Genomic DNA, 17,496 nt, shown 5'->3' with positions numbered 1-17,496 from the left:
AAAAACACCTTCGGTGTCATACCGTGGCTTGTCCACGGTATCCAGAAAAAAACTAAAAATATCAATATTATTGATATTTTTAACTGGATCCCGTGAATAAATCACGGGATGACAGGAGAAAAATCGAGCCATACTAACCACACCTCTCCTATAAGCCTAAAATAAACTCGGCTTCAGTTTTAGACTTTATTTCCTCAATAGTAACATCGTCAGCCTTTCTAACTAATATCATTTCATCTTTATCAATATCAAAAATTCCAAGATCGGTAATTATTCTGTTAACTACTTTTTTACCTGTTAACGGAAAGCTGCATTCTTTTAATAATTTAGCACCGCCGTCTTTGGCATTATGTTCCATTATAATAACTACTCTTTTGGTGTTAGCGACCAAATCCATAGCTCCTCCAATACCTTTAACCATTTTACCCGGGATAGTCCAGTTGGCAAGATCGCCTTTTTGTGAGACTTGCATAGCACCTAAAATAGTTAAATCGACATGCGAACCTCTAATCATCCCAAATGAAAAGCTACTATCGAAATAGCTGCTTTCAGGAATAGCAGTAATAGTTTGCTTACCGGCATTAATTAAATCAGGGTCTTCTTCACCTTTATACGGAAAAGGTCCCATACCGAGCATACCGTTCTCGCTTTGAAATATTACATTCACTCCTTTAGGTATATAATTTGCTACATGCGTAGGCATACCTATACCAAGATTAACATATAATCCGTCTTTAAGTTCCTCTGCGGTTATCTGATAAATTTCTTCTTTGCTCCAAGCCATATCTTATTTTTCCCTGACAGTTAATTGCTCAATACGTTTCTCATATTTTTCACCTACTATTAATCTTTGTATGAAAATATTAGGTGTGTGAATATTGTTAGGGTCAAGTTCTCCCACCTCAACTATTTCCTCTACTTCACAAACTGTAACTTTAGCGGCACCTGCCATTACTGCATTAAAGTTTCTTGCAGTTTTATTGTAAATCACATTGCCGCTTTTATCCGCCTTAAAGCCTTTAATAATAGCAAGATCGGCTTGCAACGCCGTTTCCATTATATATTTTTCGCCGTTAAACTCCTTTGTTTCTTTACCTTCTTCAACTATTGTACCTATACCTGTTTTAGTATAAAAAGCCGGAATTCCCATGCAAGCAGCTCTAATTCGTTCAGCTAAAGTTCCTTGTGGGTTTAATTCAAGCTCAAGTACTTTATCAAGATATTGTTGCTCAAAAATCTTATTTTCTCCGACATACGAAGAAATCATTTTTTTTATTTGTTTAGTTTGAAGAAGAAGCCCAAGCCCGAAATTATCAACACCGCAATTATTGCTTATAATCGTTAAATTTTGAACATTGCTTTTAAGAAGTGCATTTATTAAATTTTCAGGAATACCGCATAGACCGAATCCGCCCGACATTATAGTCATGCCATCATAAAGAAGTCCTTCAAGAGCAGCTTCAGCCGAAGGATAGATTTTATTCATAAATTTAAAATTATTTAATATCTATTATTTAAGAAATTAGGAGGATTTTCAAAAGAAGTCAAGGACATACACAAGTTTGGTATATTAAAAAAATACTTTACAAATTTAAAATAGTATATATTGTAGCTACTTATGATTAATAAAAATTAATGATACTATGAAATTAAATAAATTAAATTTAACTATTGCTGCTTGTCTTTTATATTCATCATCAGTATTAGCAACTGCATCAAATATTGATGACGATATGACAATTCAAGAAAATTCTAAAAAAAATTATAGCTATGTAATTACTTATGATAAAGATATGTCCTCAAGAGCAAGTAGTGATGCTGCTATGTCATTGATTGAAGGTTATCGTCAATTAGATGATGCTATGTTTGCCGATTCAGATAATATAGCTATGAAAATCTTAAGTTATATTACAAGATTTACTGCTACATCTTGGATTATGGTAGGTAATCATGAAATAGGAGGTCATGGAGCAAGAGCAAGAGAATTTGACTTAAAAGTAACAAAATATGAAGTAGATCCTTTTGAGGGTACAACATATTTTAAAACTAAAGATTTTAATTCTTTGCAAGTTCATAAGCAAATTGCTATAGATACAGGTGGGATTCAAGCAAGCTATTTGTTATCTGAAAATATTAAAGATATATGACAAGTAACAAAATTAATCCTACTTATGGTATAGGTTATTTATGGACAAGACTAGATCAAGCAAGTTATATTTTTAGTACTAAGTTTGACGGTAAAGATAAAGACGGTAATGATATAAATGCATATGTAAAAGCGATTAACTCCATATACGGTAAAAATTATATTACTAAAAATAAAATTCGTTCATATGCTTATTTAGATTTATTTGATCCGTTTTTAGTTTATTCCGGTTATTCATTTGTAATGAATACTAACTTAAATGACATTCCGATGATTGAATTAGGACCGGTTAAATATTTACCTGCGACTAGAGCAATACTTGCTCCATACGGTTTAGAGTGTGGTTTAGTTAACCATTTTGTTGTTGATAATAAATATATTCAAGTTAATATTAATTATGGCAAAAATCAGAAATTTAAGTCTTACGGTGTTGGAGTTAAAGCTAATAACTTAGTCACATTTGATTTTGTCGGTTTAGGTTTAGAATCAGCATTTTGGAATCAGCCTAAAATGTTAACCGCTACTCCTTTAAAAGAGAGCTGTAAACAGGGCGGTCTTGGGGCAGTTAATTTTGAGCTTAGCTTAAATGAAACATTTAAGATAGTCGGCTCAGGCGGTTACAAAACAGCCGGATTTATCGAAGGTATGCCTTTAAAATCTTCAGCTATAGTTAGAGCAGGACTAAAATTAGATTTATAAGCATTGCAAAAAACGTCATTGCGAACGACTGTAGGTGTTGTTGCATGGCTCGTTTTATGTCGTTCCCGCGAAAGTGGGAATCCAGAAAAAAAGTATAAATACAGCAAATTTTTGAAATTAAAAGCTCGATTTATCTCGCTTTAGGCTGGATTCCTGCTTCCGCAGGAATGACATCGAACCGTGCGGGCAATGTCTTTCTGCAAACGTATTTATTCCGGATGATTTCCTAAATCCCCCATAACATCTGTTTCGTTCTTTTCTTCAAGCGAAATTATATTATCCGGGTGCGTAAGGTTAAAATTCTTAAAAAATTCACTCTTGTATAATTTTTTATCTCTTTGACATATAAAATCTTTAATTTCTCCCCCTTTCTCCACGGCTATATTAAAGGCATTTTGATCTAATTCAGCGTAGCGTAAAAGATTAGTTACTATTTCTATATTTCCTGTTTTTATTCCTTCATAAAGGTATTTATTTTTATCTTGAATGTTATTACCTGTTAAGCGGAATAATAATGATAATAAAGTGCCGGCTCCTGTTATTTCTTGAGATTGTATACAATCCGTTAAAGCTTTATCTATAATAGAGGAGTGCGATTGTTCTGAGGGGAAACATATCTTAGTAAGAAAAGCTGGAGAGATGATAGGATCAAGTTTAGCGATTTTTGTGAGGTTTTTTTCATCTAATGTTATAAAGTTAGGCTGTATAATTGACATATTAATAAAATCAATTATTTTAGACATTAATTTTTTAAAATCTTCTACATTATCTTCATCCATTGCTTTTTGGAATTTACTTCCTAATTCTTTAGCTATATCCTGTACTAATACAGTATATGAATTTTCTTGTTGATTAGTTAACATATTAACCTCCATTTAATTTTTTTATAAAATAGCAAACAAATATAATCATGTAAACTAAAAATTCTTATTAATTTTCTCAGCAAAATAATTTAGAATATATGTTTTAGATTCTTTAAAATATATGCTAACTATTCTAGAAAAATTTTTATTTGCTCCTGTAAAAACGTTCATTAGTATTCGTGAAGATACCGTATCGGCTCTTAAGAGGCTCGGTATTAATAATATTCGGGATTTATTATTTTATATACCCGTTTCATATCAAAATAAAATATTATCGCCTAATTTAACCGAAGTTAGAGACGGCGAAATAATCCAAACGGAAATTATAATTGAGAGCATTAATTTACCAAAGAAAAGTAATCAGCCTTTAAAAATTACAGCTAGCAATGATACCGGTTCTTTGTTATTAGTGTTTTTTCATAAGCCCCCTCCGTTCATCTTCAACAAATTAAAAGTAGGTACTTCTCATATTGTTAGCGGGAAAGTACAATTTTTTGATCATTATTTGCAGATTTCACATCCTGAATTTATTACTAATCCTAAGCTTGCAAAGGAAATAGAGCCGATTTATTCCCTGACATATTTACTGAGTAACAAGCAGCTATATTCATATATCATAAAAGCAATAGAGATATTTGAAGAGAAGTGTAAGAGTATAGAAGATAAAGAAGTGAAGGAATATTTGGATGTTATATTGCAGAATTTGAAAATGTTGCACTCTTTATGTCATTCCTGCGAAAGCGGGAATCTAGAAAAAATGGATCCCGTGGACAAGCCACGGGATGACACTGGGGTTGCCAAAAAACAACTAGCAGCTAAGGAGCTTATCGCTAATCAAATATCTCTTTTAAATGTACGTACGCAAATTGCCGGAAAACAAGGTAATATTTACCCTAAAGCTGCCGGCATTCAAGCAAATATATTAAATGAGTTAGGGTTTGAGCTAACTTCCTATCAAAAGCAGGTTATAGAAGAAATAGAACTTGAGCAAAGCGATAAAGTAGAAATGATGAGATTGTTGCAAGGTGACGTCGGCTCAGGTAAGACTTTGGTAGCTTTGCTTACGATGGTAAATACGGTGGGAGCAGGGTTTCAAGCAACGCTTATGGCTCCAACCGATTTGCTTGCCAATCAGCATTATGAGTTTTTTGTTAAAGCTTTAAAAAATACTAATATAAGAGTCGGATTACTTACAGGTAAAATACTGGGGGCAGCTCGTAAAAATATTATGACGCAGCTTGAAAACGGTGAGATTGATATATTAGTCGGTACTCATGCTTTATTTCAAGAGAAAGTAAGTTTTAAGAAGCTAGGTTATATAGTTATAGATGAGCAGCATAGATTTGGAGTGCAGCAGCGTTTGAATCTAATAAATAAAGGAGTAAATCCCGATGTTTTAGTTATGACTGCAACACCGATTCCAAGAAGTTTAGCACTTACTATGTTCGGTGATATGACTATCTCAAAGCTAATGGGTAAGCCGAAAAACCGTTTGCCTATCGCTACGAACACCATGTCAGTTAATAAGATAGAACATATTATCGAAGCGATAAATAAGAAGCTTGTAGCAGGTGAGCGAGTATATTGGATATGTCCTTTGATAGAGCAGGGAGAGAAAGAAGTGCCGGAAGAGGATAGTTTATTAATGGATGTGATGAATCGTTTTAACTCTATCGAAAATATATATCAAGGTTATACAGGTATTATTCACGGTAAGATGAAGAACGAGCAGAAAGACCAAATAATGAAGCAGTTTAAAGAAGGTGAAATTAAGATATTAGTTGCAACAACCGTTATTGAAGTCGGAATAGACGTAGCTGAAGCAACTTTAATTGTTATCGAAAACGCTGAGCAGTTTGGTCTTGCTCAGCTTCATCAGCTTAGAGGTAGAGTAGGGCGAGGCTCTTTGCAGTCATATTGTATATTGCTCTATAATCCTAAAAGGCTTGGTAAAGTGGCACGAGGTAGGTTTGAGATAATGAAACAAACTAATGATGGGTTTTATATTGCTGAGCAGGATTTAAAACTTCGAGGTAGCGGTGAGATTTTAGGAGTAAAACAAAGTGGTGAAATGGAGTTTTTCTTTGCTGATTTGGCGGAAGATTATGATCTATTACTTAAAGCTCATAAATTTGCAGAAATAGGTTCAAAAGGTAATTTAAATTTTGTTAACTTTCAGATAAAGCTTTTTGCCAAATCGCAAGTAAGTGAGCTGGTTTAGATTTAGTGATTTTCGTCATTGCGAGAAGGCATTGCCTGAGTGGACCGAAAAACCTACTCAATGTCATTCCTACGAAAGCAGGAATCCAAAAAAAAGTATAAATACAGCAAATTTTTGAAATTAAAAGCTCGATTTATCTCGCTTTATGCTGGATTCCTGCTTTCGCAGGAATGACATAAAGAGCGTTTACCGGTCCACGTATCTCCGCTTTTGCAGGAATGGCATAAGAGTTATTCAATAGTTTCCCCAAGGATTGAGGTTGAGAAACTATCTTTAATGGCTTCATAAGCCGGCGGTGGGGCGGATGGTACCATTTCTTCAGAATTAGAAACTTCTGTTATATTATCATTATAGTTATGGCTTGAGGATTGAGTTTGTAATTGGTCAAGCTTATTAAGCTTTGCTAATCCTGTTAAAAAAGTACTTAAAACTGCTTGATCTTTTAAAGCACTATCAAAAGCTTCAATAATACTCTTATTTTCTAATTTAACACAAGGCTCTTTTGATACTTTGCTAAAATATTTGTTAAGCAGGGAAGTGTTCTGTGATTCTACTATATTTTTTAAGATTGAATTTTCTTCAAAATCCGTATAATTAAGATCAAGTTTATCGGATGAAAGTAGTAACTTTGAAATTTTGTGATCATTTTATAATGAATTGTTAAAAGCTTCATTCAGTGTCATATTTAAAGCACTGTAAGAACGTGTAATAACACCTACGTCATGGCTATGAATAAGCTTTCTTGAAAATATGGCTTGATACTGCTCTAATTAGTGTTAGCGTAATTTTATCCTTTAATTGTTGTTAACATTTATATAGTTCAAATATTAAATATTCTTAACCATATAAATAAGTCTTAGTGATATACATATAATGGATTTAAATGTCAATTAATTAGTTTGTATTTTCGCTATTTATAATATTCGGTTAAAATTTATTTACTGATATTCTATTATCCAATTAGTTCTGTGTGATTTCAGCAAGTCTAGTAAATAGAGCATCAATCATATCCCAGCCTTTTTTTTGAATAGTGAGTAAAGAAGAATCATTGATATTTATTTGTTTTAATAAATCTATTCCCATTTGTTCATGTTCGGGATCAAGATGTATATGTGTTTTGAAATGTTTTGCTGACTTATGGTTTAAAAATATTGATCCTAGTTTTTCATAGAATATAGTAGCACAAGACTCTATTACTAAATGGACAAGGACGGCTCTTTCACTATCTCCAAGAGTCATCATTTTTAGTGTAAACCAAGAACCTAAGGCCTCAAAAATAGAATCTGTAGTTTCTTCACCATTTTCTAGATTTTGGGATAATTCTATATTATGTCCAAATTCGTCGGTAAGATGCTCCCATGCAAGTTGTTTAAATTCTTTTGTTTCAGAAAATACTACTCTTGCTAATACCATTTTTTGAAATTCGTCTGACCAAATCCAAAAATGTTTAAGAAATTTATTTTTTCGTAGAGTACTATCTAAGTTAATTTCAAATAGTTTGTTTTTTCTGAATTGCTCTTTATATTGTTCATTATCCGAAATTAGACGATCTATTAAATCCATATAAGTAATATCAATATTATCTAAATCATATTAATATTAATCTAGGACCACTGTCACTAATTATTAATATTTACTTACCAATTTTTAAAACCATATGTGTATTTATAGATGAATATAAATTGTAAGATTATAATTTGTATGCAGTAAATATATAAAACATTTCGGCTTATCCATTTTAAATTTATCGGTATTTTTTGTGAGTAATCTTTTAGTATCATTAATGTATAGGTAATTATTAAGAAGATGAGATCTAAAATTAACTCAGTATTTGAAAAATTAAACTCATTAAAGGAAATTGCAAGAGTAAAAAGAGTTGAATGCACGAAAGAAGCAAAAATTGCTATAAAGCAGCAAAGTTTTAGATTTGTCTGCTCATGTTTTGAAATAAATCCAAGTATCATTATAGCAATTACAAGAGTCCCGTAATCAATCAAAGCCCAGCTAATATACCATAATATTACCATTATAATTACATGACAATAACCGCTATAGAGAAAGTGAGTTAAAGAATTACGAAAATAATAAATATACCATTGTCCTAAATAGATAGAGATTAGAATGTTTGTAGTAAGAAACTGTTTAAATAGCACAGAGGTATATATTTGTAATAAAACACCGAATATTATTATATGGGTTTTTGGCTTATCATGAAAATTATAGCCGGCAAAAAAGCAAAATACCGGCATAGCTGTACGACCTATGATCCTCATAATAGTTAATTCAGGATATAGATATAAACCAACATGATCAATAATCATGGCTATAATAGCTAAGGTTTTTAGTAAATCCTGATAATTTGATTGGTGCTTATTTCTTGTTATTATCATAATTGACCACTTTTAATAAATATGCTGTGCCGAAAAATGTTCCCATTCCAACTGCAATTGTACCGCCTAGCATGCAAACTTTAATCAATAAATATTCCGAATAAAAATATTCTAAATAATAATATTTTATTAAAGCAATGATGATAGACATTATTATGCAGCATAACAAAATTTTACCACAGAAAAGCTTTATACCTGCTTCTATATGTAGCTTATTTTGTTTTGTAGTATAGCTATATAGCAATCCTAAATTATACCAAGCTGCAATAGATGTACCGACTGCAATACCGATATGTTTCAACGAATCCATTAATAATAGATTCATACCGGTATTAATTATTATTGAAAATAAGGTTATTTTGAGCGGTGTTTTAGTATCTTCGTTAGCATAAAAAATAGGAGTTAAAATTTTTGCCAAAATGAAAGCAGGAAGCCCAAATGCAAAGGCAGAAATGGCCTCAGCCGTATTTGTAGTATCTTGAGGCGTGAATACTCCCCTTTCATAAATTATATTAATAATCGGATGAGATAGAATTATAATACCAAATGTTGCAGGCAATGATAACAATAGTCCCGTTCTAATAGCGTTATTCTGTATTTTTTTTGCAGCTACTATATCATTTGATTTATAGATTTTTGACAGTTCAGGTAGCAATATAGTAGAGAAGCTAGTACCTATTATCGATAAAGGAAATTGATATATCCGGTCGGCATAAGATAATATAGAAATAGCACCTTCAATAAAGCTAGCAATAGATTGAGATATGAAAAGATTTAATTGTTGTACGCCGGAGCTAATGGTTGCCGGTCCCATATTAATCAAAAGCTTTTTTACATCGGGATCGCTTGGGTTAAAAATTATCGGAAAGTTTAAATCCGCTCTTTTCACACAGACAAACATAAAAGAAACTTGTAATATTCCGGCAATTATTAAAGATAAGCTAATTGAGATAGTAGACTCTATATAATTATCAAATGTTAAAGTAAAAATTATTACGCATACACTTAAAATAACCGGTGAAAAAGCAAATGCAGCGAATTTTTTTACAGAGTTTAATATTCCGCCAAGTAGAGCCGTTAATGAAACAAATATTAAATAAGGTATTGTAATTCGGCATAAAAATACCGTAAGCTCAAATTTTTCTTTTTTACCGTGAAATCCAGGAGCAATAAACAGCATTAATTGTGGCATGAAGATTTGCATTAATGCTATTATTACTATTAATGTCAGAAGTAGAAGGGTAAAAACCTCGCCTGAAAAATTATTAGCGGCTTTCTTAGAAATAAGCATTTTTTCATTATAAATAGGAATGAATACGCTTGATAATGCTCCTTCTGCAAAAATTCTTCTAAATAGATTCGGTAGTTTAAAAGCAACATTAATGCTATCACCCATAGGGGTAGAGCCAAATAATGATGCGATAAATTGTTCACGCACAAGCCCGAATATGCGAGAAATTAATGTGAAAAAAGCTACTACGACCCCTGAACGAAATAATCGACTTCCTGTATAACTTGCTTCTAAAGGTAATTTGTGCGTCAATCCGGTACTCGCATCCTCACGTACTAAAGTGTACGCTGCGGCAAGTGCTTCCGTGTTTCCTTTAAATTCCTCTTTATTAGCTACGTTATGTAAGAAGTCGGTCACTGTTTTATTAATATTACTGTTTTTATAGATACGTTATTGTAAGGATATATTGCTTATGCGAATTGGTTTCATCGTCATTGCAAGGAAAAATTGAAAATTATGTACGTACGCAATCTCAGGATATTTGACAAGATTGCCACGCAGCCTACGGCTGCTCGCAATGACGACTTGAAAGCCATGAATTCTTATCCTAGCTAACCCTATCTATACCTTCATTGATTAAAGTATCCGCTTTTGCTTTATTTTCCCATCCGGTAACTTTAACCCATTTACCTTTTTCTAAATCTTTATAATGCTCAAAGAAATGCACGATACGTTTCTTTAGCATTTCACATAAATCATCTAATTCTTTAATATGATCGAAAGTAATATCGAGTTTAGAGGTTGGTACAGCGATTATTTTTTCATCAAGCCCCGATTCGTCTTCCATCATCAATACGCCGACTGCTCGGCATTTTATAACCGACCCAGGCACTACCGGATGATGAGCTACGACAAGTACGTCTACCGGATCACCGTCATTTGAAAGAGTATGAGGAATAAAACCGTAATTACACGGATAGCTCATGGTAGTTTGCATGAAGCGATCAACAAAAACCGCTCCTGATTCTTTGTCAAATTCGTATTTGATTGGACCGCTATTCATCGGAATTTCGATAATTACGTTTATTTCGTCATTATTTGCTTTTGCTTTGATTTTATCTATAAACATGTTTTTTATTTTGTTGGTTGTATGATTTGGTAAAAAAGCCTTAAAACATCATTGCGAGCCGGCATTTATGCCGGCGTGGCAATCTCAGGAGTTTGTTATTACTTCATGAGATTGCAACAATGCTTCGCTCCTCGTAATGACGTTGTTGTTATTTCGGAGGTCTGTAATTCTCATCATGCTTTGCAAGTAATTGTCTTGCTATAAATTTTCCATCCGATAATTGTCCGATAGCAATAATTCCTTGTCCTTCACGAAATAGAGCAGGGAGTACACCTTGATATAATATTTCTAAATCCTTAATATTATCAGTAATAACAAAACTTATCTTATCAGCAGCAATTTTATTTATTGAGTCTATTTTAACAAGCCCGCCGACTCTTAACTCTTTGCCTTGTTCTATTTCATTAATTTTTGACGGCGGCAAAAAAAATACTATATTTTTCTCTAAATTGTAAAGTATTATACTAATTCCAAGAGTTGCAGAGCAGAAACAAATAATTATTGTTATTAATCTATTTCTTACACTTTTTTGCATTTTTCAATAATTTGTAATTTAAGAAGCTTAAGCCTAGTAATATTGCTAAAACTAAAAAAGTAAATAAATATGCAGTTAATATATAGTTACTCATTAATTGCCTTTCAAAAACTCCATAATTTCCTTAGGTGAAGAATCTAAATAGAAATGTTTTAGATATTTTCCGTTTGTATCGATTAAATAGGTAAAAGATGAATGATCAAGCATATAGTTCGGGTCGTCATCATCACCATTTACACGAGCATAGAAAATCTTGAATTTATCGGTTACATCTTTTATTTGCTGCTCGTTACCGGTAAGACCTATAAATTTCGGATGAAAATGTTTTAGATATTCTTTAAGTACTATAGGAGTATCACGTTTTGGGTCAATAGTGATAAAAACAGGTAGAATATCTATTTTATGTTTATTTAAAATTTCTACAATCTCCGTCATTTTATTTAGAGAGGTTGGGCATATATCAGGACAACTAGTAAATCCAAAATAAATGAGGCTTAAATTGCCTTTCAACTCATCACTATTAAATATCTCTCCATTTTGGTCTATTAGTTCAAAATCACCGCCGATTTTTACGTTATCTTCATAGATATTAACTTGACCGGCAAGCGGTTTTTCAGGAGTTCTTAAAGATAACAACAAATATAATGCTCCTACTCCTATTAATAAGCTAATTACGATAATTATTTTTATAACATTTGATTGCATTTTCATAATATATTACCTATTTCTTCGTTGTCCACCATTGTCACCCCGTGGACAAGCCACGGGGTGACACCTTGGCTTCTCTTACATCAATCCTAATTTTTTAGGTTTAAAATATTTCACCCAAATATCTATTAACAATTTAGTAATGATAATCGCCGAAAACATTGAAGATATAATCCCGATCGTTAATGCAACGGCAAAACCTTTTATTGCCCCGACTCCGAATATATAAAGTAAAAAAGCAACGATTAAAGTAGTTAGGTTAGAATCAAGGATAGTAGCAAACGCAGATTCAAAACCGGTTCTAATAGCATAAAGATTAGAAACTCCTTTATGCAGCTCCTCTTTAATTCTTTCGTAAATCAATACATTAGCATCAACAGCCATACCCATAGTTAGTATTATTCCTGCAATTCCCGGCAGAGTTAAAGTAGCTTGGAAAAGTGAAAGTAAAGCTAGAATATATAACAATGCAAGGCTTAGAGCTATATTGGCAAATAAACCAAGTACACCGTAAGACCAAACCATAAATATACAAACTGCTATAAACCCTATAAGTCCTGCTTTTTTGCCCGACTCTATAGAATCAGCCCCTAAATTTGGACCTATACTTCTCTCTTCAATAATTTTAAGTGGGGCAGGGAGCGAACCGGCTCGCAATAATAGTGCAAGCTCATTTGCCGACTCAACGGTAAAATTTCCTGTTATTATACCGCTTCCGCCCATAATTGCCCCGTTTATCGTTGGAGCACTTAGTAATTTATTATCTAAAACTATAGCAAGGCGTTTACCGGTATTATTTTTGGTTATTTCACCAAATATTTTACTACCTAAATTGTTGAAAGAAAAAGCAACTACCGCTTGTGAATTTTGGTCAAAAGAAGCTGAAGCGGTTGTAAGCTGATCTCCACCCAAAACAACTTTTTTCTTTATAACTACATAATACTCCCCATGACTTTCGCTATCTCCCTTAACTAGCATTGAACCTACCGGAACATGTCCTTTTACCGCTTCTTCGATATTGGTATTTTCATCAACTAAATGAAAAGTTAGCTTTGCAGTTTTCCCTAATATATTCTTCAGGTAAGAGGGGTTTTCTTCGCCGGGAACTTGTAGTAATATATGCTTATCGCCTTGCTTCTGTAGTGTCGGCTCTTTAGTGCCGGTACTATCAACTCTCATGCGAACGATCTCAATAGATTGGTCTACTACCTTATTAAGTAAGTCATTTAATCTAGATTCGCTGTAGCTAAGCTTTATTTTATTTTCGTTTACTTCAGCGATAATTTCCGGATCAATTTTGTTAATTATTTTCTTTAACGGCTTTAATTCCTTAGGCGATCTTACTTCTAATTGAATGCTATTTTGTCTAACTAACAGATTTTTATAGCCGATTTTATCCTCACGAAAATTTTTGCGTAAAGTGTCAGCAAGATTTTCCATTGAATCATTTAAGTAGGTGTCAAAATCAACATCGAGTAATAAATGGGCTCCTCCTCTAAGGTCAAGCCCTAGATTTACTGAATCATGAGGCAGAAACTTAGAATTTACCTGCATAAAATTAGGTAAGGCACAAATAACCGCAAAAACCGTACATATAATTGAAAGAAAAATTTTCCATTTAGGAAGATTTTGCACCGCTTACCTTCTTATCTTTTTTGTTATTTTCTTTTTTTACTGCTACTTCTTTTGTACGACTTGTTATATCAACAATAGCACTTTTTAAAGCTTTAATACGTACATCTTTAGCTATTTCGATTTCAATATTATTGTCATTTTCACTTACTTTAGTCACAATACCGTAAATGCCGCTATTTGTTAGAACTTCTTCGCCTTTTTTAACTTCACTTACTAATTTCTCTCTTTCTTTGCGTCGTTTTTCTTGCGGACGTAATAATAAGAAGTAAAATACGGCAAAAATTAAAACCATCGGTATTAAGCTTGTTAACCCCGATTGTAAAGAATTTGTTTCTACAGGCACTACCTCAGTTTCCTGTATCTCTATAGTGTCGTTATTATTTGCCTGATTATCTTGCGTATTTGCTGACATATGTAATTTCCTAATTGTTGCAATAGTTCTCCTGTATAACCTCTTTCTAAAGGTATACGTCAATCCGGTACTCGTATCCTCACGTACTTTTTTGTACGTTGTGGTGCTGCATGCCGTGTTTCCTACAAATTTATCCTTATTAGCTACATTATGCAAGAAGTCTAATAAAATAAAAATAGCTAGCTAAACGCTTTTATGCAAGGGTAAAATAAAAATATAAAGTTAATCAAAGGTAATGCATTGTATTTAAATGTATTTTATATTATTATAAGTTATCACAAAACCGATAAATGGCTATTTTTATGACAGTTATAACTACTAGAATTTCTAATGAACTAGATATTATACTTTCTAATGTTGCTAAGGAAATCGATAGACCAAAAGGATATATTATACGTAAAGCAATAGAAAGTTATATAGAAGAAAAAGCAGATTTGTTAATTGCTTTGTCTCGTATAGAAAAAGGGGAAGAAGTAATTTCATTAGAAGATATTAAGAAAAAATATGGTTTGGAAGATTGAATTTACCAAAAGTGCTGATAAAGAATTTAGCAAACTTACAAAAGATGTTAAGAAAGCTATTTATCAGTATCTTATTAAAAATGTATCTATTTCACCTAGAAATCATGGTCTACAGCTCAAAAGTGTCGGTATAATTAAATTATGGCGTTATAGAGTTAGAGACTATAGATTAATATGTCAAATTAAAGAGCACGAGATTACCGTGTTAGTTATAAAAATAGGGAAAAGAGATGCAGTATATAAAAATCTTGACTAACAAAGAATGAGTATTTGGAGCGGATGAAGGGATTCGAACCCTCGACTTCGACCTTGGCAAGGTAGTGCTCTACCCCTGAGCTACACCCGCTTAAATACGAGGGTATCAGTAAATAAATTTTAACCGATAATTTAATTCTTTTTTGCTGCAAATTATAAGATTTTTTTGAAATATTGATAATATTCCTTCAAAAATCTTATGAATTTTCGCTAAAAAAGCTCTTTAATTACTAATTAAAATTTATTTACCGATACCCTCTAACAACGGCGTTTTAATGTAAAAAGTTTAAGGGGATCAAAATTAATTACATATAAAACACCTTAGTGCTTTTTAATCTAAGCGAATCTGAATATAAGTAATTATAAGATAAATTGCAAGTATTAAATTAGAAATTTATTGGCATTGCTAAATAAAGATAGATTATTTAATAAATCAGTGCCATTGCAAGGAAATTACAAAGTAATTGACTAAGTAATCTAGTTAAAAACTCTGTAAATTAGCATTTTTTTTTAATTATTTTCTTGGATTGATACGCTCCTTTCAGTCGCTCAGCTCATTACGACATTTATCTTTAGTTAGCAATGCTATAAAATCTAATTTTTTTAAATTGACTTTTATTTTTATATAAAACAAGATAGTTCTTTATTAATTTTAACTAATCTGTAAAAAAGCATGTTAAGTTATGCAAAAGAGCAAAAGAGTTTAGCCCGTAATCAAAAAGAAGCAATAGGGCTATTATCGATAGGTACGTTTCTTGAATATTTTGATCTCATGCTTTATGTACACATGGCGGTACTACTTAAAGAGCTATTTTTTCCTGAAGCCGATGCACGAGCTGCTTCTCTATATTCTGCCATTGCATATTGTTCAACATATGTATTTAGACCTATAGGTGCTTTAATATTCGGTTGGATAGGAGATACTATAGGTCGTAAGGCAACGGTCATTATTACAACTTTTTTAATGTCGATTTGTTGTCTTATAATGGCTAATTTAAAAACTTATGCCGAAATTGGTATTACGGCAACTTTTGTAGTAACTGCGTGTCGTATCGCTCAGGGGATGTCCTCTATGGGGGAGGTAGTAGGTGCCGAGCTTTATCTAACCGAAATGACAAAAATTCCTCAACGTTATTGGGTAGTGGCTTCGCTTGTTGTTTTTGTAACTTTAGGTGCAACCGTAGCATTGGTGGTAGGAACACTTGTTACTTCTTTTGGACTTGATTGGCGTATTGCATTTTGGTTTGGAGCAGCTATTGCTATAGTTGGTGCTGTTGCAAGGACAAATCTTAGAGAGACTCCGGATTTCATTGATGCAAAAAGACGAATAAAGAAAACTGTAGCACAAGCGGGAATAGATAGTAATAGGCTAAAATCAAGCCCTATTTGGAGCGAAAAAATTAATAAACCGACAGCAATAGCTTTCTTTTTTATATATTGTAGAGCCCCGTTATGGTTTTATATTGTTTATATTTATTGCAGTAATATGCTAAAAAACTCATTTAATTACAGTGCCTCTCAAGTAATTCATCAAAATTTTATTGTTTGTGGTACAGAATTAATAAGTACAATAATTGTTACTTATTTGGTTTGTAAAATACATCCTTTAAAAGTCCTTAAGGTAAGATTAATAATATTTTCTATTGTAGCTATGATGTCTCCTATCTTACTAAACAATATTTCAAATACTATAGAATTACTTTTATTCCAATTATTTATTGTAGTATTTGCCCTACTACTTTTCCGGCAGGTGCAGTGTTTTATGCAAGATTTCCGGTATTAAAACGTTTTACATGCGGTAGTTTTATATTTGCTTTATCAAGAGCTTTAATGTTTGCAGTTTCTTCTTTTGGAACAATTTGCTTGATAGATTATTTTAATCACTGGGGATTATTATTCTTTATTATTCCAATTCTAATTGGTTATACATTTGGAGTAAATCATTTTATAAAGTTAGAGGAGGAAGCAGAGAGTTATTATTAGAAAAAGCTTGTTGTCTTTCAAGTTCGATATTAAAAACTTTTAGGCATAACTCAGCAAATTCTCGTTCTAGTTTATAATTTATATTAGCAGCGACCAAAAGAAAATTTATTAAAGTCTCTTCAATAATTTTTCTAGCTTTCTCAGGTGATTTAACTCCCAAAGTTTGCACATTATGAATTCGGTCAAATAATTTTATTAATGCCGTATTGTATCTTTTCTCTTTAATTAGTAAGTTTAGGCTTTCTCCGCTACTTATCTTCCCGTAAGATTTAATTCTAGTTAGACCTTCTACGTGTTTTGCTACTTCCGATCTAAAAATTTCGGTAATTGCTTCTTCAGTTAATTCGATGTCTTCAATAGTATCATGAAGTAAAGCAGCTTGTAGCATAATAACGTTATAAAGCTTAGGTGCTTCTTCAGCTACAAATTCAGCAAGCATAATTGCTACCTCAATCGGGTGCGAATAATAAGGATCGCCTAATTGACGCATTTGAGAACCGTGATATTTACGTGCATAATAGATACCTTTTTTGATTTCGAGGATATCTATAGGATTTTCTACTTTAGTATTTAAATATTCGAGTTTATCGAGTAATTTTTTACTATAAACACAAATTTCAAACTTTTCTTTCCAAGAGCTTATATCTTCCATAAAAGTTATTTCTTATTTCATTATAATTTATGGGCTATTAATTAAAAAATTTTAATAATAAATAGCTGCAGATTAAAAATTATTGTTATATAATTTTAAATATTAATCCTAAAGTC

Annotated in this window: 16 protein-coding genes, 1 tRNA gene and 3 pseudogenes; 7 read left to right on the top strand and 13 right to left on the bottom strand. The window is 32.2% G+C overall.

The genetic code is table 11. The annotated features are described in order from the left end of the window. Positions 1-148 precede the first annotated feature (148 nt). Together ACE38Q_RS03855 and ACE38Q_RS03850 are read right to left on the bottom strand one after the other, a co-directional pair. A complete protein-coding gene (locus ACE38Q_RS03855) occupies positions 149-784 on the bottom strand; it encodes a 3-oxoacid CoA-transferase subunit B (RefSeq protein WP_500190169.1) in 636 nt (211 codons plus the stop codon). Between the two features lie 3 nt (positions 785-787). Further along, on the bottom strand, positions 788-1,486 hold the full coding sequence (locus tag ACE38Q_RS03850; RefSeq protein ID WP_202068743.1) for a CoA transferase subunit A: 699 nt from the start codon (positions 1,484-1,486) through the stop codon (positions 788-790). Positions 1,487-1,643: 157 nt separating this feature from the next. Between ACE38Q_RS03850 and ACE38Q_RS03845 the strand changes: the two genes are divergently transcribed. Beyond that, positions 1,644-2,147, top strand: a complete 504-nt coding sequence (locus ACE38Q_RS03845) for a hypothetical protein (RefSeq protein WP_500190168.1) — start codon at positions 1,644-1,646, stop codon at positions 2,145-2,147. Next, a complete protein-coding gene (locus ACE38Q_RS03840) occupies positions 2,144-2,845 on the top strand; it encodes a hypothetical protein (protein ID WP_500190167.1) in 702 nt (233 codons plus the stop codon). The genes ACE38Q_RS03845 and ACE38Q_RS03840 overlap by 4 nt, the downstream gene beginning before the upstream one ends. Positions 2,846-3,054: 209 nt before the next feature. On the opposite strand, the gene ACE38Q_RS03835 is transcribed toward ACE38Q_RS03840, so the two are convergent. Next, positions 3,055-3,708, bottom strand: coding sequence for a hypothetical protein (locus ACE38Q_RS03835; RefSeq protein ID WP_500190166.1), 654 nt, complete (start codon positions 3,706-3,708; stop codon positions 3,055-3,057). A 121-nt stretch (positions 3,709-3,829) separates the two neighbouring features. Between ACE38Q_RS03835 and ACE38Q_RS03830 the strand changes: the two are divergent. Together ACE38Q_RS03830 and ACE38Q_RS03825 are read left to right on the top strand one after the other, a co-directional pair. Then, a pseudogene (locus ACE38Q_RS03830) lies at positions 3,830-4,426 on the top strand (ATP-dependent DNA helicase RecG); the annotation flags it as partial. A 78-nt stretch (positions 4,427-4,504) separates the two neighbouring features. Then, positions 4,505-5,929: pseudogene (locus ACE38Q_RS03825) on the top strand (ATP-dependent DNA helicase RecG); the annotation flags it as partial. A 960-nt stretch (positions 5,930-6,889) separates the two neighbouring features. On the opposite strand, the gene ACE38Q_RS03820 reads toward ACE38Q_RS03825, so the two are convergent. From ACE38Q_RS03820 to yajC, 8 genes are all read right to left on the bottom strand, one after another. Continuing rightward, positions 6,890-7,492 carry a hypothetical protein gene (locus tag ACE38Q_RS03820; RefSeq protein WP_500190165.1) on the bottom strand — a complete coding sequence of 201 codons (603 nt, stop codon included), beginning with the start codon at positions 7,490-7,492 and terminating at the stop codon, positions 6,890-6,892. A gap of 74 nt (positions 7,493-7,566) precedes the next feature. Beyond that, entirely contained in the window at positions 7,567-8,319 is a 753-nt protein-coding gene (locus ACE38Q_RS03815; RefSeq protein WP_500190164.1) for a TraX family protein, read from the bottom strand. Continuing rightward, entirely contained in the window at positions 8,300-9,862 is a 1,563-nt protein-coding gene (gene murJ / locus ACE38Q_RS03810; protein WP_500191254.1) for a murein biosynthesis integral membrane protein MurJ, read from the bottom strand. The genes ACE38Q_RS03815 and murJ overlap by 20 nt, the downstream gene beginning before the upstream one ends. A gap of 295 nt (positions 9,863-10,157) precedes the next feature. After that, a complete protein-coding gene (gene ppa / locus ACE38Q_RS03805; RefSeq protein ID WP_500190163.1) occupies positions 10,158-10,679 on the bottom strand; it encodes an inorganic diphosphatase in 522 nt (173 codons plus the stop codon). 148 nt (positions 10,680-10,827) lie between these two features. Further along, positions 10,828-11,214 (bottom strand): cytochrome c maturation protein CcmE, encoded by a 387-nt coding sequence (gene ccmE, locus ACE38Q_RS03800; protein ID WP_500190162.1) that lies wholly within the window; start codon positions 11,212-11,214, stop codon positions 10,828-10,830. 93 nt (positions 11,215-11,307) lie between these two features. After that, positions 11,308-11,925, bottom strand: coding sequence for an SCO family protein (locus ACE38Q_RS03795; RefSeq protein ID WP_500190161.1), 618 nt, complete (start codon positions 11,923-11,925; stop codon positions 11,308-11,310). Positions 11,926-12,000: 75 nt separating this feature from the next. After that, positions 12,001-13,557 carry a protein translocase subunit SecD gene (secD, locus tag ACE38Q_RS03790; protein ID WP_500190160.1) on the bottom strand — a complete coding sequence of 519 codons (1,557 nt, stop codon included), beginning with the start codon at positions 13,555-13,557 and terminating at the stop codon, positions 12,001-12,003. Next, a complete protein-coding gene (yajC, locus tag ACE38Q_RS03785) occupies positions 13,541-13,969 on the bottom strand; it encodes a preprotein translocase subunit YajC (RefSeq protein ID WP_500190159.1) in 429 nt (142 codons plus the stop codon). Before yajC ends, secD begins: the two co-directional genes overlap by 17 nt. A gap of 290 nt (positions 13,970-14,259) precedes the next feature. On the opposite strand from yajC, the gene ACE38Q_RS03780 reads away from it, so the two are divergent. Both ACE38Q_RS03780 and ACE38Q_RS03775 read left to right on the top strand, forming a co-directional pair. After that, a complete protein-coding gene (locus ACE38Q_RS03780; RefSeq protein WP_011271280.1) occupies positions 14,260-14,490 on the top strand; it encodes a DUF6290 family protein in 231 nt (76 codons plus the stop codon). Continuing rightward, positions 14,474-14,746: a type II toxin-antitoxin system RelE family toxin gene (locus tag ACE38Q_RS03775; protein ID WP_500190158.1), complete on the top strand. Its 273-nt coding sequence runs from the start codon at positions 14,474-14,476 to the stop codon at positions 14,744-14,746. Before ACE38Q_RS03780 ends, ACE38Q_RS03775 begins: the two co-directional genes overlap by 17 nt. A gap of 15 nt (positions 14,747-14,761) precedes the next feature. On the opposite strand, the gene ACE38Q_RS03770 is transcribed toward ACE38Q_RS03775, so the two are convergent. Next, a tRNA-Gly gene (locus ACE38Q_RS03770) sits at positions 14,762-14,836 on the bottom strand. Between the two features lie 582 nt (positions 14,837-15,418). Here ACE38Q_RS03770 and ACE38Q_RS03765 point away from each other — a divergent pair. Then, a pseudogene (locus ACE38Q_RS03765) lies at positions 15,419-16,728 on the top strand (MFS transporter). On the opposite strand, the gene ACE38Q_RS03760 reads toward ACE38Q_RS03765, so the two are convergent. Further along, positions 16,691-17,380, bottom strand: a complete 690-nt coding sequence (locus tag ACE38Q_RS03760) for an HD domain-containing protein (RefSeq protein WP_500190157.1) — start codon at positions 17,378-17,380, stop codon at positions 16,691-16,693. The pseudogene ACE38Q_RS03765 and the gene ACE38Q_RS03760 sit on opposite strands and share 38 nt — an antisense overlap. Between the last annotated feature and the right edge of the window lie 116 nt (positions 17,381-17,496).

The sequence above is a fragment of the Rickettsia endosymbiont of Thecocarcelia acutangulata genome, from assembly GCF_964263195.1.
GTDB lineage: Bacteria > Pseudomonadota > Alphaproteobacteria > Rickettsiales > Rickettsiaceae > Rickettsia > Rickettsia felis.
Note: the sequence above shows the minus strand (reverse complement) of the source record. Positions and strands in the feature narration are given on the sequence as shown.